Below are 18,502 nucleotides of genomic sequence, written 5' to 3'. Positions count from 1 at the left end.
CTACCGCTTGCCCCAATGGGGCGGAACGTCCTCAAGCAGCCGTGCATCGTTGCCCGTCAGGGGCGGTGCAGGGCTGCTTCGCTGTGCACTGGACACTCCATCAGTCCCGGTGTCTCGCCCGCCGTCAGGTGAGTCCTCGCTCAGGCGAAATGATGCGACGGCCTCGCTTTCAGTGACCTTCTCGCCACCGGGCCGCACCACACGCCGTCGTTTTTTACGGTGCGGCGCGCCGTCAGAAGACTCAGACACGACTGCGTCGAATCGCGTGTGAGATAGCGGTGTCCACCCGGTGACTGCGTCTACGGATCCCCAGTTCCTCGCGTACTTGCGCCGCCAACTCCTCTTCGCCACGCGCCACACCGTCCCGGCTGATCCAGGCAACGAGTTCATCGAGTTGGTTGTCACCGTATGCATTGATCGGAAGGCCAAATGGCACATCTGGGCGCGGGCCGCGTCCTTCATCGGCGCCCGCATCTGGTGCGAACAGCGATGGCTGGGGTGCTCCGCCGCCGAGTTCACCCGACCTGTCGTCGACGACAAGCAGCGAATCCATGTTCTGTCCGGCGAGCGCCGCACTCTCGTGTTCGAGTACAGCGTTCGTTGCCTCACCGTCAATCACAGGCTGGACCCGTGCGGCGGCGGCCTGCATCCGCTGCGCGTGCACGTTGAACACAGCATCACGAACAGCGTCTGCCTGCGAGACAGGATCAAGGAACAGCGGAACCGACCACAGCGTGATGACCTGCCACCCGAGCGATTCAAGGCGTTCGATCCGGTGCCGGTCACGCGTGCGTAGCGACTCCTCGGCAACGTAGCGTAGATCGTCAGTCAGAACCGCGACAAAGTATTCACCAGGGTAGTCAGGGTGTCCGGCAACGAGCGGAATGCGCTCCGAACCATCGAATCCATAGTTGGTCTCAACGGTCAGACCGTATTGCCAGAGCCGGTCTGCCAGATCCACTAGCAGGCGATCCGGCTCGCTGCCGTCATCGTTGTGGGTGATGCCCTCGCGCTCGTCGCTTATGGGTGTGGTCTGCGTTGAAGTTTCCTCGCTTGGCGACGATCCGGTCGCGTCAGCGTTCTCATCTTGCGCACCAGCGGCCTCGCCCTGCTGGTCCCCGCTGGGTGGTGCCGTCTCGCTGGTGGCCTCCGACTCGTCGGAAATCTCGGAGGTGGCCTCCGAATCCTGCACCTTGGTGCGTGCTGGAACCTTGTCGGAGACGGTTTTAGCTGGAGTCGCAGCCTGCTTTTCCTCCGGCTCGATGAGAGGTTCCCCCAAGCCACCCGCGGCAAAGTCGAGGAGCGACCCGAGCATGCGTGCACCCGGCGTACGCAGACGAGTGATGTCGAGATCGCCAAGGCCGAAGCAGGAGACGATCGTGAGCCGCCTGCGGGTCACACCCAGAGCGTTGAGCAGCAGACCATCGCCACCGTCCTGAGAGATCGCACCGAAGCGATGCAGCGTCCGGCCGTGTGGGGTGCGGCCAAAGCCGAGCGAGAGAATGACGGCATCACGGCTCAATCCGGCGACCTCGGTCAGATCGGCAACGATTGCCGGTTCGAGACGCCCGGAGTCAAAGAAGTTTGCCAGCACCACGTTGCTACGTTTCGCCTGTTCAAGTGCTTCCCGGAGACGTTCAGCATGGTACTGCGACCCTGCAACGATCGCGAGTGACTCGTGGGAACGATCCAGCACATGCTCAATCACCAGATCCACAACTTGGCTCACCTCTGCCTCAGTGGACAGCACGGCACCAGCCTTCTGGTTCGGCATGCCCGTGCCAAAGACCTGCTCAAACTGAACGAGTGAGGTTGGTTTGGGCAGTGGCAACGGCTTAAGCACATCGGCATATCCGTGCTTCATGAGGAAGCGGGTCAGACCAGTGTCACGGTGCACTGCATCGCCCGTCAGCTCAACGCGCGGCAGCAGTTCGCTCAATTGCGTCACCGCGCCTCCCGACGCACACCGAGCATCGCCGATGACAACCACCTGGCGCCCACGCGCAATGGCGGAAAGCAACTGCTCAACCGGAAGATGCTGGACGGCATCCAGAATCACTAGGTCAACGGTGCGGTGTGCAGGCAACAGGTGCGGAACCATCGTTGCAGTCGCAATCATGCACGGACGCAGACGACGCATCACATCCGTGTACTCCTCGTATGCGGCTCGCACGGAGGTCAGGCGTTCCTCCACGAGCATCGTGAACAGCCCTTCGCCCTGCGACCGATAGTTACGCAAAGTCGACTGGTTCTGTTCGATTGCCGCAGATTTGATGAGTTGTGCAAGCGACGCAACATGAGCGCGGTCAAGTTCCCGGAACCGATGGGCGTACTGCTCAAACCCACGCTCCGGGTCGTCCTGAAGAAACGGATGGGCAGCGAGCATGTCCTCGCACACCGAGGCCCACCACGCAAGATCGAGTTCAGCGTCCATCATGAGTGGATCGATCTTGCGCTTGGTGAAGTCCTTCAGCAGGTCACCAAGACCGATCTGCATAAGCGAACGCAACAGAGCGGTACGCTGCGGCAGGGTGTCAAGCGCTGCGGCATCATCGCGCAGTTGCTCAAGACGCTTGGTGACATCCCCAAACAGGGTGTTGCTCAGATCGCCGCCGAGCGGCGTAGTCCTCAAGACCGGTTCGAGAGCCGCGACATGCCTCATCACGGCTGCGTGCGTGTCCAGAATCTCGCGGAAACCTTCAGGCAATCGTGGCCAACCACCGGTTGGGCAATGCTGTGCCCACACCTCACGCTGTCCCTTGATCCGCACGAGAGCCTCATGCAGGTCCGTCACGCGCACGCCGGGGCGAACCATGTCCTTGGCGCGCTTCACCAGACGACGGCGGTGCACGCCGGACATCTCGATGCCCTGCTCCGCACGCCACTGCTTCGTGGCGATCGCGGCAACCAGATCATCCACTGAGGACTCGTACACCAGCGGCTGGAACTGATCCAGGATCTCGCGCATGCCCTCGAGCATCTGAACCTGCGCCGTCCACTGAGCCAGAGTCGTAGCGGGCGCGAGTCCCGTGAACTCTGCAACGCGTTCAATCTGCTGCAACATGGCGGCAAGTGAATCGCCCGACTCCTTATTCGGCACAAGTGCGCTCACGTGTGCCAGGGCTGTGGTCGCAGCCTGGGAGGTTTCCAGATTTGCACCGAACCACGGGGTTGAGGTCGGACGGATGGTGAATCCATCGAGTTCCGCGACCGTCCTCAGGTCCTGGCTGATCCGGTCTCGCAGGCCTGACGCGATGCGCAGAAGCGTGTCTGTGTCGAATCGAACCTTGGTGCTCGGTGCAGGACGCTGCGAGGTCAGACGCGCCAATGCTTGAAGAGCATCATAGGCGCTGATCCCCCACAGTTCGTGGACCACGTGCAGCCCATCCACCATATTGGCCAGACGCATACGGGTCTCGCCCAACTCAACGCGTGTCTGCGCGATGGCCTCCCGGTCGACGGGAACCGAGGCCAGGGTCATGGCGCTGAGTAGACGACGCGTCACGAGCGTACGCCAGTTCGGGCTTGGAACGACATCCAACAGCAGGTCGTCAAGGTCAAGGCTGCGCATGCGCGCGGTCAGATCCGTCGCCGCACGGCGGTGTCCCGGAACGTACAGCACGTTACGTCCGATGGCTGCGGCCTCCGCGATGATCGCCGCTGCAACGCCGGTTGTGTCTGAACCGACGGGAGCATCGATGAACAGGCTGTTACCGGTTGCGAGCGCCTCGAGCGCTGTCCTGCCAGAGACGTCAAGGTCTCCGACCCCACGCTCAAGGCTTGGGTCAGCATCACCGCTGCTCGGTGGCGGGAGCTCTGCCTTGAGAGCCTCCTTCGCAGGTTCAGAGCCTGCAAGCGCCGCAATGATCTCGTGGCGTTCAAGTCCCGCATGCAGGTCATCGAGGTCGTCCACGAGAACTTGGCCGGGGTGCACGAAGGTTCCCACGAGCAATGTGTCCGTGAGTTGGAAGTCAGGCAGGACCGCCTGGCCCAGGGAGTTGATTCGGTCGAGCACCGTTGACGGATCGAAACCGTTCCCGGTGAACGCTCCTCGGGCGAGTGCTGCGGGATCGAGCAGTGCTCCACGGGAGCGCAGTGCACGCGACAGGATCGGGTTGATCTCGGCGCTGTGCTCGAGGCTCAGCTCATAATCCGATTCAGCGGAACGGGAGGCAATCGATATCGGACGAAGAAGGACTGGGGCACGCACGACCACTGGCTTCGGTGCCGGTACCGGTTTCTGCTCCTCGGACTCAGGACGGCTACCCGCCACGCGTGCGAGCGCTGCCACGTCGTTTTCCGGGTCGGTTACCTCGTGTTCGGTCCAGGTCGCAACACCGATAGCGAGATAAGTCGGTGAGATGCCGTACTTTTCCGACTGCGCCTGGGCATGATTGGCGACGGAACGGGTACGACTACGCGCAAGCGGGAGTGAGGCGGCTTCACGGAAGATGTTGGCAAGCCTGGTCGGGCGGCCGGCAAATAGCTGGGCGATGCCCGAGGGGTGTGCTTGGGTCAGGTTGAGGACCGAGTCACCAAGCAGTTCGACGTTTGCGAGTGATGAGTCCCCCGCCAGTTCCACAAGAGCCTGACGCCACTGTGTGGCAGCCTCCCCCACAAGTTGCGCAGTGGTTCTTGGGCGCGCCATAGCCGGCTTCGAGCGGGTGCCGTCGGTGGAGTCGGCGCTTCGCGCACTGCTAGTCCGCGTACGATCGAGAGCCACTCCACCTTGGGTTTGGTGGGTGGGCTTGCTAGATGTGGTGTTGTGGGAGTCATTCGCCATGCCGCGAATCCCTTTCTCCAAGCTGTTCAAGTTTCGCCGCCTGTTGATCTCGAGTCACCGAGGCAACGGGGGCAGACTCTCGATTTACGTTATCCCCAGTGCTGCCCATTGACATGTTGCCCCGCCGTGGGATCCGCGATTTTATCCGGTTTTGCGTCACGCTCACCCAATGATTCGCACCTCAGCGACAGGCACCCGCCGGGTGGGGAGTTGCTTCTCTGCGCACCCAGCCTGGACTCATCCACAAGCCAAAACACTCGCGTTGGATACTCCCTACCGGGTCACGCGCGTTTATACAGATGACTCACACGGACTCCCGAGAGAGGACAGCCGGACACCCCAACGCCGATGGGTCGAGATTACGCCAACTACATGGCCTTTGTACGCGCATTCGGGCCGATGTGACCCCACTGAACGAAAACGTGCAGGACTGTGCTGACAGCATATGGGCATAAGAAAAGCGGCAGGTGAGTGCCGCTTTAGAAAAGATCAGTGCGAGCCACGCAGGGGGCAGGTGGCCCGCACCGACTATGAAAATCTTGCCCGATGCCCTAAACCTCGTCAACCACTTGAAACGGGTAGATTAAACCCTAAAAATACGCCAACACTGTGACCTGCATCAATACTTTCCAAAAGGAAAGTTTTGTAACGAAAGCCACATCACAATGGGGACTTCTACCCACCAGATCACCTCTTATAGACACCCGAACTGAAGCGCGTAACCTCAGACTCCGCCTCCTTCCTGAAAGCCTGCACCTCCAAGCCGAATGTCGGATTCAATCGATTACTACACGGGAAATATGTGTCGATCGATCAGACCCACCATGTGAGCAATCGAGTGCCCACACACGCGAGAATCGCATACCTTGAGAAAATCCGTGTCCGCTCGGATCTCATTGCCCAGGGGAATATTTGGGAATCTCGCCATTGGACAACAGTAAAGGCCACAACCCGAAATAGGTTGTGGCCTTTAATACCTGTGCGCCCGATAGGATTCGAACCTACGACACCCGCTTTAGGAGAGCGGTGCTCTATCCCCTGAGCTACGGACGCTCGGCATCGTCATTCACCATAGGCGAGCGATTGCCAACCATTAGGTTACCTGTCGCAGCCGAACTACCAAAACTGGGTGAGCAGGACACCAGCGGACAGGCAGAGAGCGCTAAGCCCTCAAGCGGTCGAGTAGTTGTTACCAGTCAAGGTAATCCGCGTTGCGGAACTTGACGATCTCTCCGCTGTCCTTGTCGACAACAGCGGTCACACACGTCGAAAGCCACTGCTCGCTGTCCGTGTAGTACTGAGCGTCCGCAGGCACTTCCTGGTTCGCCGGGAAGGTGAGGGTCGCAATGACTTCAACGCAACTGCCCACCTCCACATTGCCTTGGGCATCGAAAGTGGGAACTGGTATCCCCATCGAACCGTAGGCGTCGTTGCGCCGATAGCGTTCGGTGAACTGTAGTTCGGGGTACTCCTCACGCCAGTACCGTGAGTTCTTGAGTTTGGTGGAAGCCTGGTCGACAACCAGTGGCCAGCTTTCCCGTGCAGCCTCGGTCAGTGTGGTGTCAGCAAACTTGTCCGGTAGATCCTGCGCTGACGCTCCACCGTTCAATGCGTTGAGGGTGTCCTCGCGGAAATAAGCGTCGAGTTCCTGGGCCACCTTTGACGCCTGGCTGCTCGAAATGACCGCGTTGAGTTTGCGTTCTGGGTTTTGTGACCAGAAGTAACCAAACCCAAGGGCACCGATGACAAGCCACACAATGAGTACCGTGAGGAGTTGACGCTTTTCTTTCGCAGACATGTTCACTCTCCTAAGTTCGCAGATGCCACCGTGGAAATCATCATCCTGCAGGTGGAACTTGACAGTACAGAGGTCCACTTGCGGGATGGTGCTGTGTCATTGACGACGAGCACTCACCTTCCAGCCTGCAGTTCAGTTCGTTGCATGGTTGGCTCGCGTGTGGCGGCTTCCGCCCGCCACATTGGTTCACGTTTACTCGCATAACGAACATGGGCTGGCGGGGTGTGAGAACGGTGGAAGAATAAGGCTATGAGCAATGAATTTCTAACCCCTAAGACTGTCACCACCGATCAGCTCTGGGTTGAGCGCGTTGGCGCTCGTGAATACGTCGGAAACAATGATCGCGGCGCTACCGTCCGGTTTGCCGGTGCTGGCGTTCCGGACTCGTTTACTCCAGGCGAGATCCTCAAGTTGGCTGCCGCCGCATGCACCGCTCTGGTGACGGATCGTGCGATTGCACGACGGGTTGGCGATGACTATCGTGGCCAGGTCCACGTCTCGAGCGTGAAGAACGAGGAGGAGAACCGGTACGAGTCCATTGAGGAGAAACTGGTTGTCGATCTATCGGGCCTTGACGCAGAGGCTCGTGAACGCCTTGTCGGGCTGATCGAGCGCACCGTGGAAAGTCAGTGCACCGTGGGCCGCACAATCGAGGCGGGTGCTCGCGTCACTCTGATTGCAGACGGCGAGTGAACTCGACTCAATGAGGTCTACACATGTGAGAAGCGCCCCGATGGTTTCATCGGGGCGCTTCCTTGTTTAACGTGTTGGTGAGTCTCCTTGGGACTCACTGCCTGGTCAGTGCTTCGTGACGATCCGGGTTGCACCGCAGTCGGCACAACGACGAATCATGAAGCCCTGCGACATCCCGAACTCAAGCTTTGAGTCGGACATCGAGCAGCCGTAGCGGTGTTCCACACCGAAGGCGTCTACCAGGGTCGGACGCTGTAGTAGTACAGTCATCTGATTCTCCTTTCCTGTGGGGAACTCACCCGTGATACCGCAAGGTATCGGGCAGATTCCCAAGTATTCATGTGGTGATCGCGAGCTGCGTACGTGAGGTGCGCTCATGCGATCATGGCGAAGGTGGTGCTTCGCCTGTAGTACCGGTTACGTGTCCGTCAGCTTTTCAAGAGTGTGGCGATCCATCGTGGATCGGCTTGGTCCTGATAGCACAGTACGGTCTTCACGTAATCGATACGTGAATTGCTGGTGACGGGCCGGCGACATCTTGTCGTGAACACCTGTGCGGTGGGTGCTGGCCGTCAGGGCATCTTTGCCAGTCTCTGGCTTTCCTACCAGTTGCTCCAACAACTTAGAGATACAGGTTATTCCAAAGTTACGCGTTTGACTAGTCTTTTATCATCGTATGCGTCACAGTACGCCTCGACCTGAAATAACTTGCCACCCGACGTACGCTAGATTCGTGTCATCACAGAACCGCATTTCCCGCACTAAAGGTAAAGAGCTTGCCGCAAGCCCTGAACTTCAGGAGTTGTCCGCGCTTGCGCTGAAACACCCGCGCAGCGGTAGTTACGGTGCCGGGTTGCTTGACCGCATGTTTGCAGGTGCAACAACCATGCCCGCGTCGAGCATCCGAAAGTACGTGGACTCAGTCCGCGCACGTAATCCTGAAGCCTCTCCCGAACGTGTTGTCGAGATTCTGTCCTCACAGTTCAGAACTCTCCTGCAGGCAACGGGCGGTGCGGTGGGAGCCACCGCTGCGGTTCCAACGATCGGCACCGCTACAGCATTGGTACTCACCGGAGCGGATCTGGCAGCGTTCTTCACTGCGTCCGCACTGTATTCCCTGGCCGTGGCTGAGGTTCATGGTATCTCCACGGATGACCCTGAACGCCGTAAGGCTCTGGTGCTCGCATCGGTACTCGGAGACCGTGGCGCTCAGACAGTTGCGGGCCTTGGAAATGTGCCGGTCTCCCGTTGGGGCACAGCTCTCATGACTTCGATGCCCAAGTCCACGATCAGCCAGGTCAATGGGGTCCTCACCTCGCGTTTCCTCAAACGGAAACTCGCTGCCCATTCGAGCGTCGCCCTCGGAAGATTCGCGCCGTTCGGGATCGGTGCCGTCATCGGAATCATGGGTGGCCGGGCTCTCGCCTACACGGTCATCCTGCAGACCAACAAGGCTTTCGGTCAGCCACCCAAGGCCTTCCCGGAACCAATCATCGAGGCGCACCCCGATAGGGAAGGCTAACCCGTTCGTCGCCAGTCAGTCAGCTTCAACCGGGCTGGCTATCACGTAGTCCTCGCATTTCTTGTTCACGACCAAGACCGGGCACTTCGAGTGGTGCAAAACCGCTTGCGATGTGGAACCCAACAGTAGTCCCGCAAAGCCACCCCGCCCGCGTGAGCCAACCACCAGCAAGTCTGCGGCCTCAGAAAACTCGGTCAGCAACTCTGCGCCAGTTCCGTCAAGCACGATGCGTCGGATCCGCAGATCCTCGTGTTCTGCCTCAACCTCGTCCACGATTGCGTCGAGTTTCTCCGCGTAGCCACGCAGTACCTCCTCGTGGTCCACGGAGGCAGGCCCCACCCAGGCCAGGATCCCCGCTCCCTTGGACAGCGGAACAGCCCCAACGGCTACCAGTTCGGCATTCCAGATCTTTGCATGATGAACGGCTTTCTTGAGCGCACCCAACGAGATGGCTGAACCGTCGACGCCGACAACCACACGCTTGATCTCCTCGATGGGAGGCAACTGATCCGAGTCACGTAACCCGTGACCGGGAACCACGACAACCGGACATTTTGCGTGTGCGGGAAGCGCGGAGGAAACGGTCCCGAGAAGGCGCTCTGTGAATCCTGAACGCCCACGCGTGCCGACCACCACGAGATTGTGGTCAGCAGATAGTTCCACCAACGCACCGGCCGGGTCCCCGGAAGCGATCTGGGCAATCACAGGGATGCCCGCATCCTTGACCCGCTTTGCCGCACCCTCGAGAACAACGCGGGCTCCCTCTTGGATTGAGGAATCGTCGAGTGCAGCGAAACCGCCGTCGATGGAGGCTGCCGCGAAGGTTGGCAATGAGTAGGAACAGGCAATCGTAATCTTGGATCCGTTCTTGGATGCCAGTGCAATCGCCCAGTCCAGCGCGTGCAGCGACGCAAGTGAGCCATCTACCCCAACAAGGATCGAGTGCTGTCCGGTCATGACGGTTACCTCCAACCTGACGAGTACGCTTTGCAATTCATTAGCATCGCGCTTACCTAAACCTTACCGCTTCCGCGTCCATAATGTGACAGCCGCCACCGTATTGAGGAACTTGGTAACACGGATTTCACTCGCCTTCACGCCAGTCGGACACACTCACCTGACTCATGCGCAGAGAGGATCGTTCCCCACTTGCCAGGATGTCCGGGGCGGAAGCTCGTCCCCACACTGACGTGAAGGGATAGACAAAAGCGGCTACCCTCGAATGTTCGAGGGTAGCCGCTTTCTAAACTTTAAGTGGTTCAGCCGATGCGGATGAACGTTGGGTTAGACTGCCAGATCTTACGGAACTGAACGGTCTTACCTGGACGTGGGGCGTCAATCTGAGTGTTACCGCCCGCGTAGATCGCAATGTGGCCTGGAGTCCAGATGAGGTCACCTGGCTGAGCCTCGGAGCGAGAAATGATGGTTCCTGCGTTCTTCTGCGCACCGGAGGTGCGTGGAAGCGAGATGCCAACCTGGGCGAAAACGTAGGAGGTGAATCCAGAGCAGTCAAAGCCCTTTGGCGTGGAACCACCGGAAACATAGGGAACGCCCACGTACCGTGATGCGATCTCAATGACTGCGCTTCCCGCTGCCGACTTTGGCGCCGTGGTCTTGGTTTCAGACTGCGTTGCCTCAGTGGATGACGTGGTGGTCGAGGTGAGAGCGGTGCGCTCGTTGGTACGTGATGCTGCGCGCTCTACCTGACGGATCACAACTGGCTCTGGAGCCGGGGTGACCTTGATCTTGCCCTTTTCTTCGCTCCACTTGGCGTCTTCAGCGGCGACAACGGTTGGAGCTGCCGCGACGGACTCGTTGAGTGCGTCGACGAAGTGTGCTGCATCGATGGTGAGCGGCTTGCGACCCTCATCGGCGGATGCAGGCGCAGCACCGATTCCGGCAACAATACCGGTGGTCAGTACGACGGCGGCGGATCGGCGGCTTACCTGGGCAACGTTGGAGGTTGCCTGTGCAGCAAACGCTGCGATGGGAGCAAGTGCGCCGCGTTGGTCGCGGTGACGAGCTCGGTAAACGGTGTTCGACACGTGTTTCTCCCAAACGCCGGCGAAGTAAGCTGTCGGGTTCGAGTGGAGATGATACTCGGCCCTACAACATGCGAGTCTCGCGTGCTGGAGGGCTTCACCCCTAGGTTGGTCTTACAACCGAAGGTGGGTCCCCCGCCCCTGTCGTACGTTAGTCCAGGCTCCACACAGCGACAGGGTTTGGCGTTCTGTGTGAACACTTCACTAAAGGAAAAATTTAGTGAAGCAATGCAACTTTACAACTTCGTTATCTAGGTTGTCACCCCCTTGTCCACGGAAATCATGATCTGGGGAGTTCTATCGGGGGTGACTTTACGGAAAACGCGTAACGGGTAGGTCTTTAGGCCTTCACGAAAACGTGGCGTGCCACTTCTTCTGGCAGGTCAAGCACGATGTCCGCACCTGCGCGGGCAACCGACGAGATACCCGCCTCAGGCGAAGTGAGGATTAATTCACTTTCTGGGCGCACTCCTCCCTCAGAGAGACGGGCGAGAAGTTCGATGTCCGTCTGTAACGGTTCTCCCAGGCGCGCGATGACAACCGTACGCGACTCCTCTGGCTTCAGCTCTCCCGCAACGGTGGTCAGTGACACGACGCCATCCAGGAACTGCTCACCCCTTGCCTGTCCGCCGATCTCCTCGAGGCCAGGGATCGGGGTTCCGTAGGGTGACTCGGTGGGGTGGTTCAGCAGCGAGAGGAGGCGACGCTCGACGCGGTCGCTCATCACGTGTTCCCAGCGGCAGGCCTCATCGTGCACGAACTCCCAATCGAGGCCGATCACGTCGGTCAGCAGGCGCTCAGCGAGGCGGTGCTTGCGCATGACGCTTACGGCTTTGGCGTAGCCCTCCTCGGTCAGTTCGAGGTGGCGATCGCCGGAAACGATGAGCAGTCCATCGCGCTCCATGCGCGCAACCGTCTGGGATACGGTTGGCCCCGAATGGCCGAGACGCTCAGCGATGCGAGCACGCAGCGGCACGATCCCCTCTTCGGCCAATTCGTAGACGGTCCTCAGATACATCTCTGTAGTGTCGATTAGGTCGCTCACGCTAAGCCTCCGGTACAGGGTTTTGGGTTTTGCTCGTGCACGTCAGGTACTGAACTCCACTATATTCTGAGCAACTGACACAATGCATATAAGGGCGCGGTAAAGTTTGCTTCGTGATTGACGAGACTCTCATCCTGCCCCAAGATCTCCTTCCTGCCAACGGCTGCTTCGGTTCCGGCCCGGCCAAGGTCCGTGAAGCCCAGATTGATGCGCTTGGCACCTCGTATCGCTCGTTGTTCGGCACGTCGCACCGCCAGGCCCCGGTGAAGAATCTGGTGCGTAGCGTGCGCGATGGCCTCGCGCAGTTCTTCACCCTTCCGCAGGGCTACGAGATCGTGCTCGGCAACGGTGGCGCGACTGCGTTTTGGGATGCTGCCGCCTTCTGTCTTGTCCGCGAACAGGCAGCGCACACGCAGTTCGGTGAGTTTGGCTCGAAGTTCGCCAAGGCCACGAACAACGCTCCGTTCTTGAAGGAGTCGATCATTACGAGGCTTGAGCCGGGCACCGCGGGCATCCCCGAGTGCGCTCCGGGGGCGGATGTATACGCCTGGCCGCACAACGAGACCTCAACCGGAGCGATCGCTCCGGTCACCCGCATCGCAGGTACCGAGGATGACGATGCGCTCATCCTGATCGACGCCACCTCGGGGGCAGGCGGGTTGCCCGTGGACCTGACGCACACGGACGTCTACTATTTCTCCCCTCAAAAGGGATTCTCCTCAGACGGCGGCCTGTGGATCGCCATCATGTCGCCTGCAGCAATCGCCCGTGTCGAGGAGATCGTGGCATCGGGCCGCTGGATTCCCGATTTCCTGAACCTCAAGACGGCGATCGACAACTCCCGCAAGAACCAGACCTACAACACCCCGGCTCTTGCAACGCTCATGCTGCTCGACAGCCAGATCCACTGGCTCAACGAGAACGGCGGGCTTGACTGGGCCACCGCACGTACCGCGCAGTCCGCCGCCCACCTGTACGAGTGGGCCGAGTCCCGGGAGTTCACGACCCCTTTCATCGCGGACCCCGCAAGCCGTTCCACTGTCGTGGGCACGATCGACTTCGATGACTCGGTTGACGCTGCCGCGATCTCCAAGGTTCTGCGTGCCAACGGCATCGTGGACGTTGACCCCTACCGGTCCCTCGGCCGCAACCAGTTGCGCATCGCGATGTTCCCGTCCATCGATCCCGAGGACGTACGCACGCTGACGGCGGCAATCGACCATATCGTCGCCAATCAGATCTGACCCACGGCGCCAAACGCCCAAAGGGCGGACACTGCATATGCAGTGTCCGCCCTTTTCCATCGACGACGAGCCGGACAGTCAGCCCTTTTGCTTCTCGTTCTGCAGCTCCTGGATCTTGAGGGAGTCGGAGACCTCCCGACGCTGGACCCGCGCCAACTCGACGCCGTGTTCAACCTTGGCCCGCTCGGTGAGCGTGCCATCCCCGTCGGGCTCGTAGGAGATCGTGATGCGCGGGCTGTGCCACAGATCGTAGGTGACCGAATAGTGCCAGCGGCGACGAGTCCAGGCCGCAGCCCAGATCGCGACCGCAAGCGCCGTGATCGAACCGATGCCAACCGCCCAACGCGCACCGAACTGCTCACCTACCCACCCAACGAATGGCGAACCGATCGGTGTCGCACCGAGGAACACGATCATGTACAGCGCCATGACACGACCACGCATCTGCGGTTCAACCGACATCTGGATCGCCGCGTTTGCAGCGGTCATCATCGTCAGGGAGCAGAAACCGACCGGGATGGAGAGCAGCGCGTAGGCCTCATAGGTGGGAGCCATCGCGAGCAGACCTGTTGCGATGCCGAAACCGAACGCCGCCATGACCACCAGGCGAACGCGCGGGCGCTGGCGACGCGCAGCCATGAGAGCACCGGCGAGCGAACCGATAGCCAAGATCGAGCCAAGGATCCCATACTCCCCCGCTCCCTTGCCAAACTCATTGGTGGCCATGAGCGCCGAGGTGAGTTGGAAGTTCAGGCCGAAGGTGGACACAACCGAGACAACCACCATGATGATGACTATGTCGGTGCGATTGCGAACATAGCGGATGCCCTCGCGGATCTGCCCCTTTTCGCGGGAGCTCTTCGGGGTGGCACGCAGTTCACTCTTTCGCATGAGGGCCATCGCGGCGATCGTGGCTGCGAAGCTCACGCCATTGACGATAAACGCCCAGCCGGTCCCCATAACCTCGATCATCAGACCCGCTACACCTGGGCCAATCAGACGGGCGGCGTTGAAGGAGGCGGAGTTCAGTCCCACCGCATTGGGGAGCTTATCCGCCGGAACCATCTCGGACACGAACACCTGGCGGGCGGGGTTGTCGAATGCCGACACACATCCCAACAGGAAGGCGAACACGTAGACATGCCACAGCTCAACCACTCCTGTGAGCGTCATGACACCGAGCGCAAGCGCGAGAACACCGAGTAGCCCCTGCGTGCACATCAGGAGTTTGCGCCTGTCCACGCGGTCCGCGATCAGCCCGGCATAGGTGGAGAGGAACAGCACCGGAACGAACTGAAGTCCCGTCACAACGCCCACTGCGGTACCGGAACCCTCCGTCAGTTCCCGAAGCACCAGCCAGTCTTGGGCGACTCGCTGGATCCAGGTACCGACGTTTGCCACAAGAGCTGCGGCGAACCAGATCCGATAGTTGAAATATTTCAGTGATGCGAAGGTGGGACTCATTGCTTACTGACCGGCTATCCTTTTCAGCAGTTCGCTCGCCTGCGCGAGGATCTGCCTCTCGTCTGGGCTCAATGTGCCCAGTTGCTTGGTGAGCCAGGCGTCGCGTCGGCGTCTGGTCTCCTTGATCTCGTTGTGCCCTTCGGGGGTCAACCGAACCGTCACCTGGCGCTTGTCCTGTTCCCCTGCCTCCTTGGTGACGAAGCCGAGTTCCGCGAGCGCGTTGACCGTCCGGGTCATCGACGGTGGGCGCACACCTTCCAGTTCCGCGAGGGCTCCGGGGGTCATCGGACCGAACTTGTTCAGGGCAGTCAGCACGATGAACAGATGTTCTGGCAGGTCAGCCTCACCACGCTGAGAACGCAGGCGGCGCACAACGCGGTTTGCGGCGATGCGGACCTCTCCTGCGAGAGTGCCCGGGCGGCACTGGCTCGGGCTGGGTTGATCTGGTTGACTCACTTAATTACTTTAACTCATTACCTTAAGTAATTACATAGGGTAATCAATCACAGGACTGTTGGGGTCGTTTCCCTCATAGGATTTTCACCCAACTGCTCAGGCTCCAGCCCGCGAGCCTGCCAGAGGCATGACCGCAATCCGGGCACAGTGCACTCGCTACGCACAGCCTCGTGTGAGAGTTACCAAAAGCGCACTCTCAAACAGTGCGGGTGCGCTTTTGGTAACTCTCAGCGAGTGAGAACTTGTGCGAGTGCGCATGACTGCGCCACTCGTCGGCGCTCTGAATCTTCCTGCTTGACGACGAGTCGGCACGTCCCAGCACCTGGAACCGGGGCTGCGGCTATGGCACGTAGGCGATGGCGACGCTACCGTCGCCGCGCAGGCCCAGATTTCCCACACCATGCGGGACAAACGCCGACTGGCCTGCAGCAAGCGTGCCCAATGGGCCGAGCACACCAGAGACTTCCAGCTCCCCCGACAGGCACAGCACGATGCGTGGCCCGTTGTGCGGAACGATGGCGCTGCCCTCAACGCCGCCATATATCAGCGCGAACTCGGGAACACCGGGACGATATTCAGTCAATTGGCTGGTGCCGGCACGGAGCCGTGGCCGCCCGGCCGGGGTGGGAGCGAAATCCGTGCACTGCAGAAGCTCCGGGACATCCACCTTCTTGTGGGTAAGACCGGCACGCAAAACGTTGTCGGAGCTTGCCATGATCTCCACCCCCAACCCGCTGAGATAGGCATGAACCTGCCCCGCCCCGAGGTACACCGCCTCACCGGGCTGAAGGGAGAAACGGTTCAGCATGAGCGACACTAGGGCACCTGGATCACCTGGATACCGCTCGAACAGTTCCAAAGCCGTACGGTGCCCTCTCGACACCGTCTCTCCGGCCTGCTCCTGGAGCCCCACGAGTTCAGCGATAGAATCCATCGACTCATCGAGTTCCACCGAACAGTTGGTTCCCCGCAACTCAAGGGCAAGCGTGAACGCCTGCTCGATCCCTGCCGCGCTAGGGCGATATTGAAGCATCTCACGCATTTTCGATGCGGTGTCACCCTTCACGTGTTCAAGGAGTTGAATGATCCGCTGCGGGCGACGGAATCCGCTGAGCCCTTCAAACGGGGTCATTGCCACCAGCATCTCCGGCTTATGCGACTCATCCTTGTAGTTCCGCTCAGGATCGTTCAGGGCAACCCCAGCAGCATTTTCACGCATGAAACCACGACGGGCGATGTGTGGCTTTGGATGCACCTGAAGGGACAGGGGTTGGTCCGCTGCCAAGATCTTCATCAGATATGGGAGTCGTGGACCGAACTCCTCCTCGACGGCCTCACCGAGCATGAAGTGCGGGTCGGATTTGATCAGATCAATGAGCGACACGCCATCGGCCACCGTGTGTTCCACAGCGACATGGCGATAGTCCTGCCAGTGCGCGGGAAGTACGTCAGCGGTCCGGGCAACGCTCACCGCCAGCGGGTGCGCCCCCAGCCACAACTCTGCTCCCGGCAGTCCGGTGGTCTCCCAGCCGAACGCCTCAAAGATGGCCTCCTTCGAACCCCATTCGTACGACTGAAGGGGGTTTGAGAGACGGTACATCATCTGCCTGACCACACATGCGATCTTACGCCACCGGTCTTAATCAGCGGTGAACGGCTTTCAACGGCGTAAGAACTACGCATGAATAACGGGCCATGAGAAAGGACCCGCCGTCAATCACTGTTCACCTTGTGACAGCGGAGACGGCGGGTCCTGCTCAGTTCAACTTGGCTCGGCGTGCCTGCACTCGGGTCAGGAACCGACCACGGCGTTCTGGATCGGTGCGAGCAGGAAGTAAACCACGAACATCGCGGAGACAATCCACATGAGCGGGTGGATTTCGCGGAACTTGCCCTTCGCCAACTTGATGGCCACCCAGAACAGGAATCCGGCACCAATACCATCGGTGATGGAGTAGGTGAATGGCATCAGGATGATCGTCAGGAACGCTGGCAGAGCAATCTCGAAGTCGTTCCACTTGATTCCGGTCACCTGGGTCATCATGAGGAAACCAACGAACACGAGCGCAGGGGTTGCGGCCTCGTACGGAACCAGCGCGACAACGGGGGCGAGGAACGTCGAGAGTGCGAAGGCGAGACCAGTCACGATCGGCGCAAGACCGGTGCGCGCACCTTCGCCGACGCCGGACGCGGATTCGATAAACGCCGTGTTCGAGGAGACCGAACCAACACCACCTGCTGCCGCAGCGATAGAGTCAACAACCAGGATGGTCTTCGTGTTTGGCGGGTTGCCCTCCTCGTCCAGCAGGTCCGCCTCAGCACCAACGGCGACCATGGTTCCCATGGTGTCGAAGAAGTCCGCAAGCAGGAGCGCGAAGACAGTCAACACGACTGCGGCGATGGTGATCTTCGAGAAGGCGCCGAACGGGCTGACCTGGCCGATCAGGGAGAAGTTGGGCAGCGTCACCCATTCATCTGGAATGGTAGGTGCGTTGAGGGACCAGCCCTTCGGGTTCTCGTGCGCCCCGGTACCCATGTTTTTAGGGCCGATCTTTACTACCTGCTCGAGGATGACTGCGAAGACCGTCGCTCCGAGGATTGAATAGAGCATCGCGCCCTTGACCTTGCGGGCCGTCAGAATGACGATTGCGAGCAGGCCCAGAACGAACACGAGCATCGGCAACGAGTCGATCGAACCTTCAGTTCCGAGCTTAACGGGCGTGCCCGGTTGGTTCCCCGGTACATAGTCGTACATCGCCGGAGTGGTCACAATGCCCGCATTGACCAAACCGATGAAGGCAATGAACAGACCGATACCAACCGAAATTGCGGTTTTCAGACCAGCAGGCACTGCCCGGAACACAGCGGTACGGAATCCAGTCAGCACCAGGATAAGGATGACGACACCCTCGAGGAGTACGAGACCCATACCGTCTGCCCAGGTCATACCAGGCATCTTGACGATCGTGTAGGCCATCAGCGCATTCAGGCCAAGACCTGCCGCGATCGCGATTGGGAAGTTTGCGAAGGCACCCATTGCGATCGACATGACTGCCGCGATAAGGGAGGTGGCAGCGGCGATGAGCGGGATACCTGCTCCGGCCGCCGTTGGGTCGCCCGTTGCAAGGGCTGCGCCGAGGAAGTGACCTTGGCTGTCCGGGGTGAACCCGAGGATGAGAGGGTTGAGCACGATGATGTAGGACATCGCGAAGAAGGTGACCAAACCACCGCGGATTTCGCGGCCGACGGTTGAGCCTCGTTGTGAGATCTTGAAGTATGAGTCCAGGAAGCCTGAACCGGCTGCCTTGGTGTCAGTGTTCGCCATGAGCAATATTGTGCACGAAATCTTCGCATATTCTTAACCCCTGTTCACTAGTTACACAGTGTTAAATGCCAACAATTCCGACAAATCGCGCACGACAAGCGTTTAACTATGAGGCGCACCACACACAAGT

14 protein-coding genes, 1 tRNA gene and 1 riboswitch are annotated in these 18,502 nt (G+C 59.9%); of the genes, 3 read left to right on the top strand and 12 right to left on the bottom strand.

Features of this window, described 5'->3' with window-relative positions:
* The 4 genes from ACFSYH_RS14215 to ACFSYH_RS14200 all read right to left on the bottom strand — a co-directional run bounded on the left by ACFSYH_RS14215 (nucleotide 1) and on the right by ACFSYH_RS14200 (nucleotide 6,581).
* Complete coding sequence (locus tag ACFSYH_RS14215; RefSeq protein ID WP_377467995.1) at nucleotides 1-249, bottom strand: hypothetical protein; 249 nt, start codon at nucleotides 247-249, stop codon at nucleotides 1-3.
* Nucleotides 242-4,648, bottom strand: coding sequence for a hypothetical protein (locus tag ACFSYH_RS14210; RefSeq protein WP_377467993.1), 4,407 nt, complete (start codon nucleotides 4,646-4,648; stop codon nucleotides 242-244). The genes ACFSYH_RS14215 and ACFSYH_RS14210 overlap by 8 nt, the downstream gene beginning before the upstream one ends.
* Before the next feature lie 1,115 nt (nucleotides 4,649-5,763).
* Nucleotides 5,764-5,836: transfer RNA gene (locus ACFSYH_RS14205), tRNA-Arg, on the bottom strand.
* Between the two features lie 136 nt (nucleotides 5,837-5,972).
* Nucleotides 5,973-6,581 carry a hypothetical protein gene (locus tag ACFSYH_RS14200; protein WP_377467991.1) on the bottom strand — a complete coding sequence of 203 codons (609 nt, stop codon included), beginning with the start codon at nucleotides 6,579-6,581 and terminating at the stop codon, nucleotides 5,973-5,975.
* A 249-nt stretch (nucleotides 6,582-6,830) separates the two neighbouring features.
* Between ACFSYH_RS14200 and ACFSYH_RS14195 the strand changes: the two genes are divergently transcribed.
* Nucleotides 6,831-7,274: an OsmC family protein gene (locus ACFSYH_RS14195; protein ID WP_377467989.1), complete on the top strand. Its 444-nt coding sequence runs from the start codon at nucleotides 6,831-6,833 to the stop codon at nucleotides 7,272-7,274.
* Between the two features lie 105 nt (nucleotides 7,275-7,379).
* On the opposite strand, the gene ACFSYH_RS14190 is transcribed toward ACFSYH_RS14195, so the two are convergent.
* A complete protein-coding gene (locus ACFSYH_RS14190; protein WP_377467987.1) occupies nucleotides 7,380-7,544 on the bottom strand; it encodes a hypothetical protein in 165 nt (54 codons plus the stop codon).
* Between the two features lie 463 nt (nucleotides 7,545-8,007).
* Between ACFSYH_RS14190 and ACFSYH_RS14185 the strand changes: the two genes are divergently transcribed.
* A complete protein-coding gene (locus tag ACFSYH_RS14185) occupies nucleotides 8,008-8,796 on the top strand; it encodes a hypothetical protein (RefSeq protein ID WP_377467985.1) in 789 nt (262 codons plus the stop codon).
* Between the two features lie 15 nt (nucleotides 8,797-8,811).
* Here the strand turns inward: ACFSYH_RS14185 and ACFSYH_RS14180 are convergent, their stop codons facing one another.
* From ACFSYH_RS14180 to ACFSYH_RS14170, 3 genes are all read right to left on the bottom strand, one after another.
* Nucleotides 8,812-9,753 carry a universal stress protein gene (locus tag ACFSYH_RS14180; protein ID WP_377467983.1) on the bottom strand — a complete coding sequence of 314 codons (942 nt, stop codon included), beginning with the start codon at nucleotides 9,751-9,753 and terminating at the stop codon, nucleotides 8,812-8,814.
* A 302-nt stretch (nucleotides 9,754-10,055) separates the two neighbouring features.
* Complete coding sequence (locus tag ACFSYH_RS14175; protein WP_377467981.1) at nucleotides 10,056-10,841, bottom strand: C40 family peptidase; 786 nt, start codon at nucleotides 10,839-10,841, stop codon at nucleotides 10,056-10,058.
* Nucleotides 10,841-11,034, bottom strand: a riboswitch (cyclic di-AMP (ydaO/yuaA leader). It overlaps the preceding gene by 1 nt.
* Before the next feature lie 144 nt (nucleotides 11,035-11,178).
* Nucleotides 11,179-11,883, bottom strand: coding sequence for a metal-dependent transcriptional regulator (locus ACFSYH_RS14170; RefSeq protein WP_377467979.1), 705 nt, complete (start codon nucleotides 11,881-11,883; stop codon nucleotides 11,179-11,181).
* 113 nt (nucleotides 11,884-11,996) lie between these two features.
* Here ACFSYH_RS14170 and serC point away from each other — a divergent pair, with 113 nt between their 5' ends.
* Nucleotides 11,997-13,127, top strand: coding sequence for a phosphoserine transaminase (gene serC / locus ACFSYH_RS14165; protein ID WP_377467977.1), 1,131 nt, complete (start codon nucleotides 11,997-11,999; stop codon nucleotides 13,125-13,127).
* Between the two features lie 78 nt (nucleotides 13,128-13,205).
* On the opposite strand, the gene ACFSYH_RS14160 is transcribed toward serC, so the two are convergent.
* From ACFSYH_RS14160 to ACFSYH_RS14145, 4 genes are all read right to left on the bottom strand, one after another.
* Nucleotides 13,206-14,591, bottom strand: coding sequence for an MFS transporter (locus ACFSYH_RS14160; protein WP_377467975.1), 1,386 nt, complete (start codon nucleotides 14,589-14,591; stop codon nucleotides 13,206-13,208).
* Between the two features lie 3 nt (nucleotides 14,592-14,594).
* The gene (locus tag ACFSYH_RS14155) at nucleotides 14,595-15,047 is read right to left on the bottom strand and encodes a MarR family winged helix-turn-helix transcriptional regulator (RefSeq protein WP_377467973.1); all 453 of its coding nucleotides are present in this window, start codon (nucleotides 15,045-15,047) and stop codon (nucleotides 14,595-14,597) included.
* A gap of 340 nt (nucleotides 15,048-15,387) precedes the next feature.
* Nucleotides 15,388-16,662 carry a mannose-6-phosphate isomerase, class I gene (gene manA, locus ACFSYH_RS14150; protein WP_377467971.1) on the bottom strand — a complete coding sequence of 425 codons (1,275 nt, stop codon included), beginning with the start codon at nucleotides 16,660-16,662 and terminating at the stop codon, nucleotides 15,388-15,390.
* A 177-nt stretch (nucleotides 16,663-16,839) separates the two neighbouring features.
* Nucleotides 16,840-18,372, bottom strand: coding sequence for an NCS2 family permease (locus ACFSYH_RS14145; protein WP_377467969.1), 1,533 nt, complete (start codon nucleotides 18,370-18,372; stop codon nucleotides 16,840-16,842).
* Between the last annotated feature and the right edge of the window lie 130 nt (nucleotides 18,373-18,502).

Source organism: Populibacterium corticicola (assembly GCF_042683685.1).
GTDB classification, from domain to species: Bacteria; Actinomycetota; Actinomycetes; order Actinomycetales; family Cellulomonadaceae; genus Timonella; species Timonella corticicola.
The sequence above is the reverse complement of the archived record's forward strand: the minus strand, read 5'-3'. Positions and strand labels throughout refer to the sequence as shown.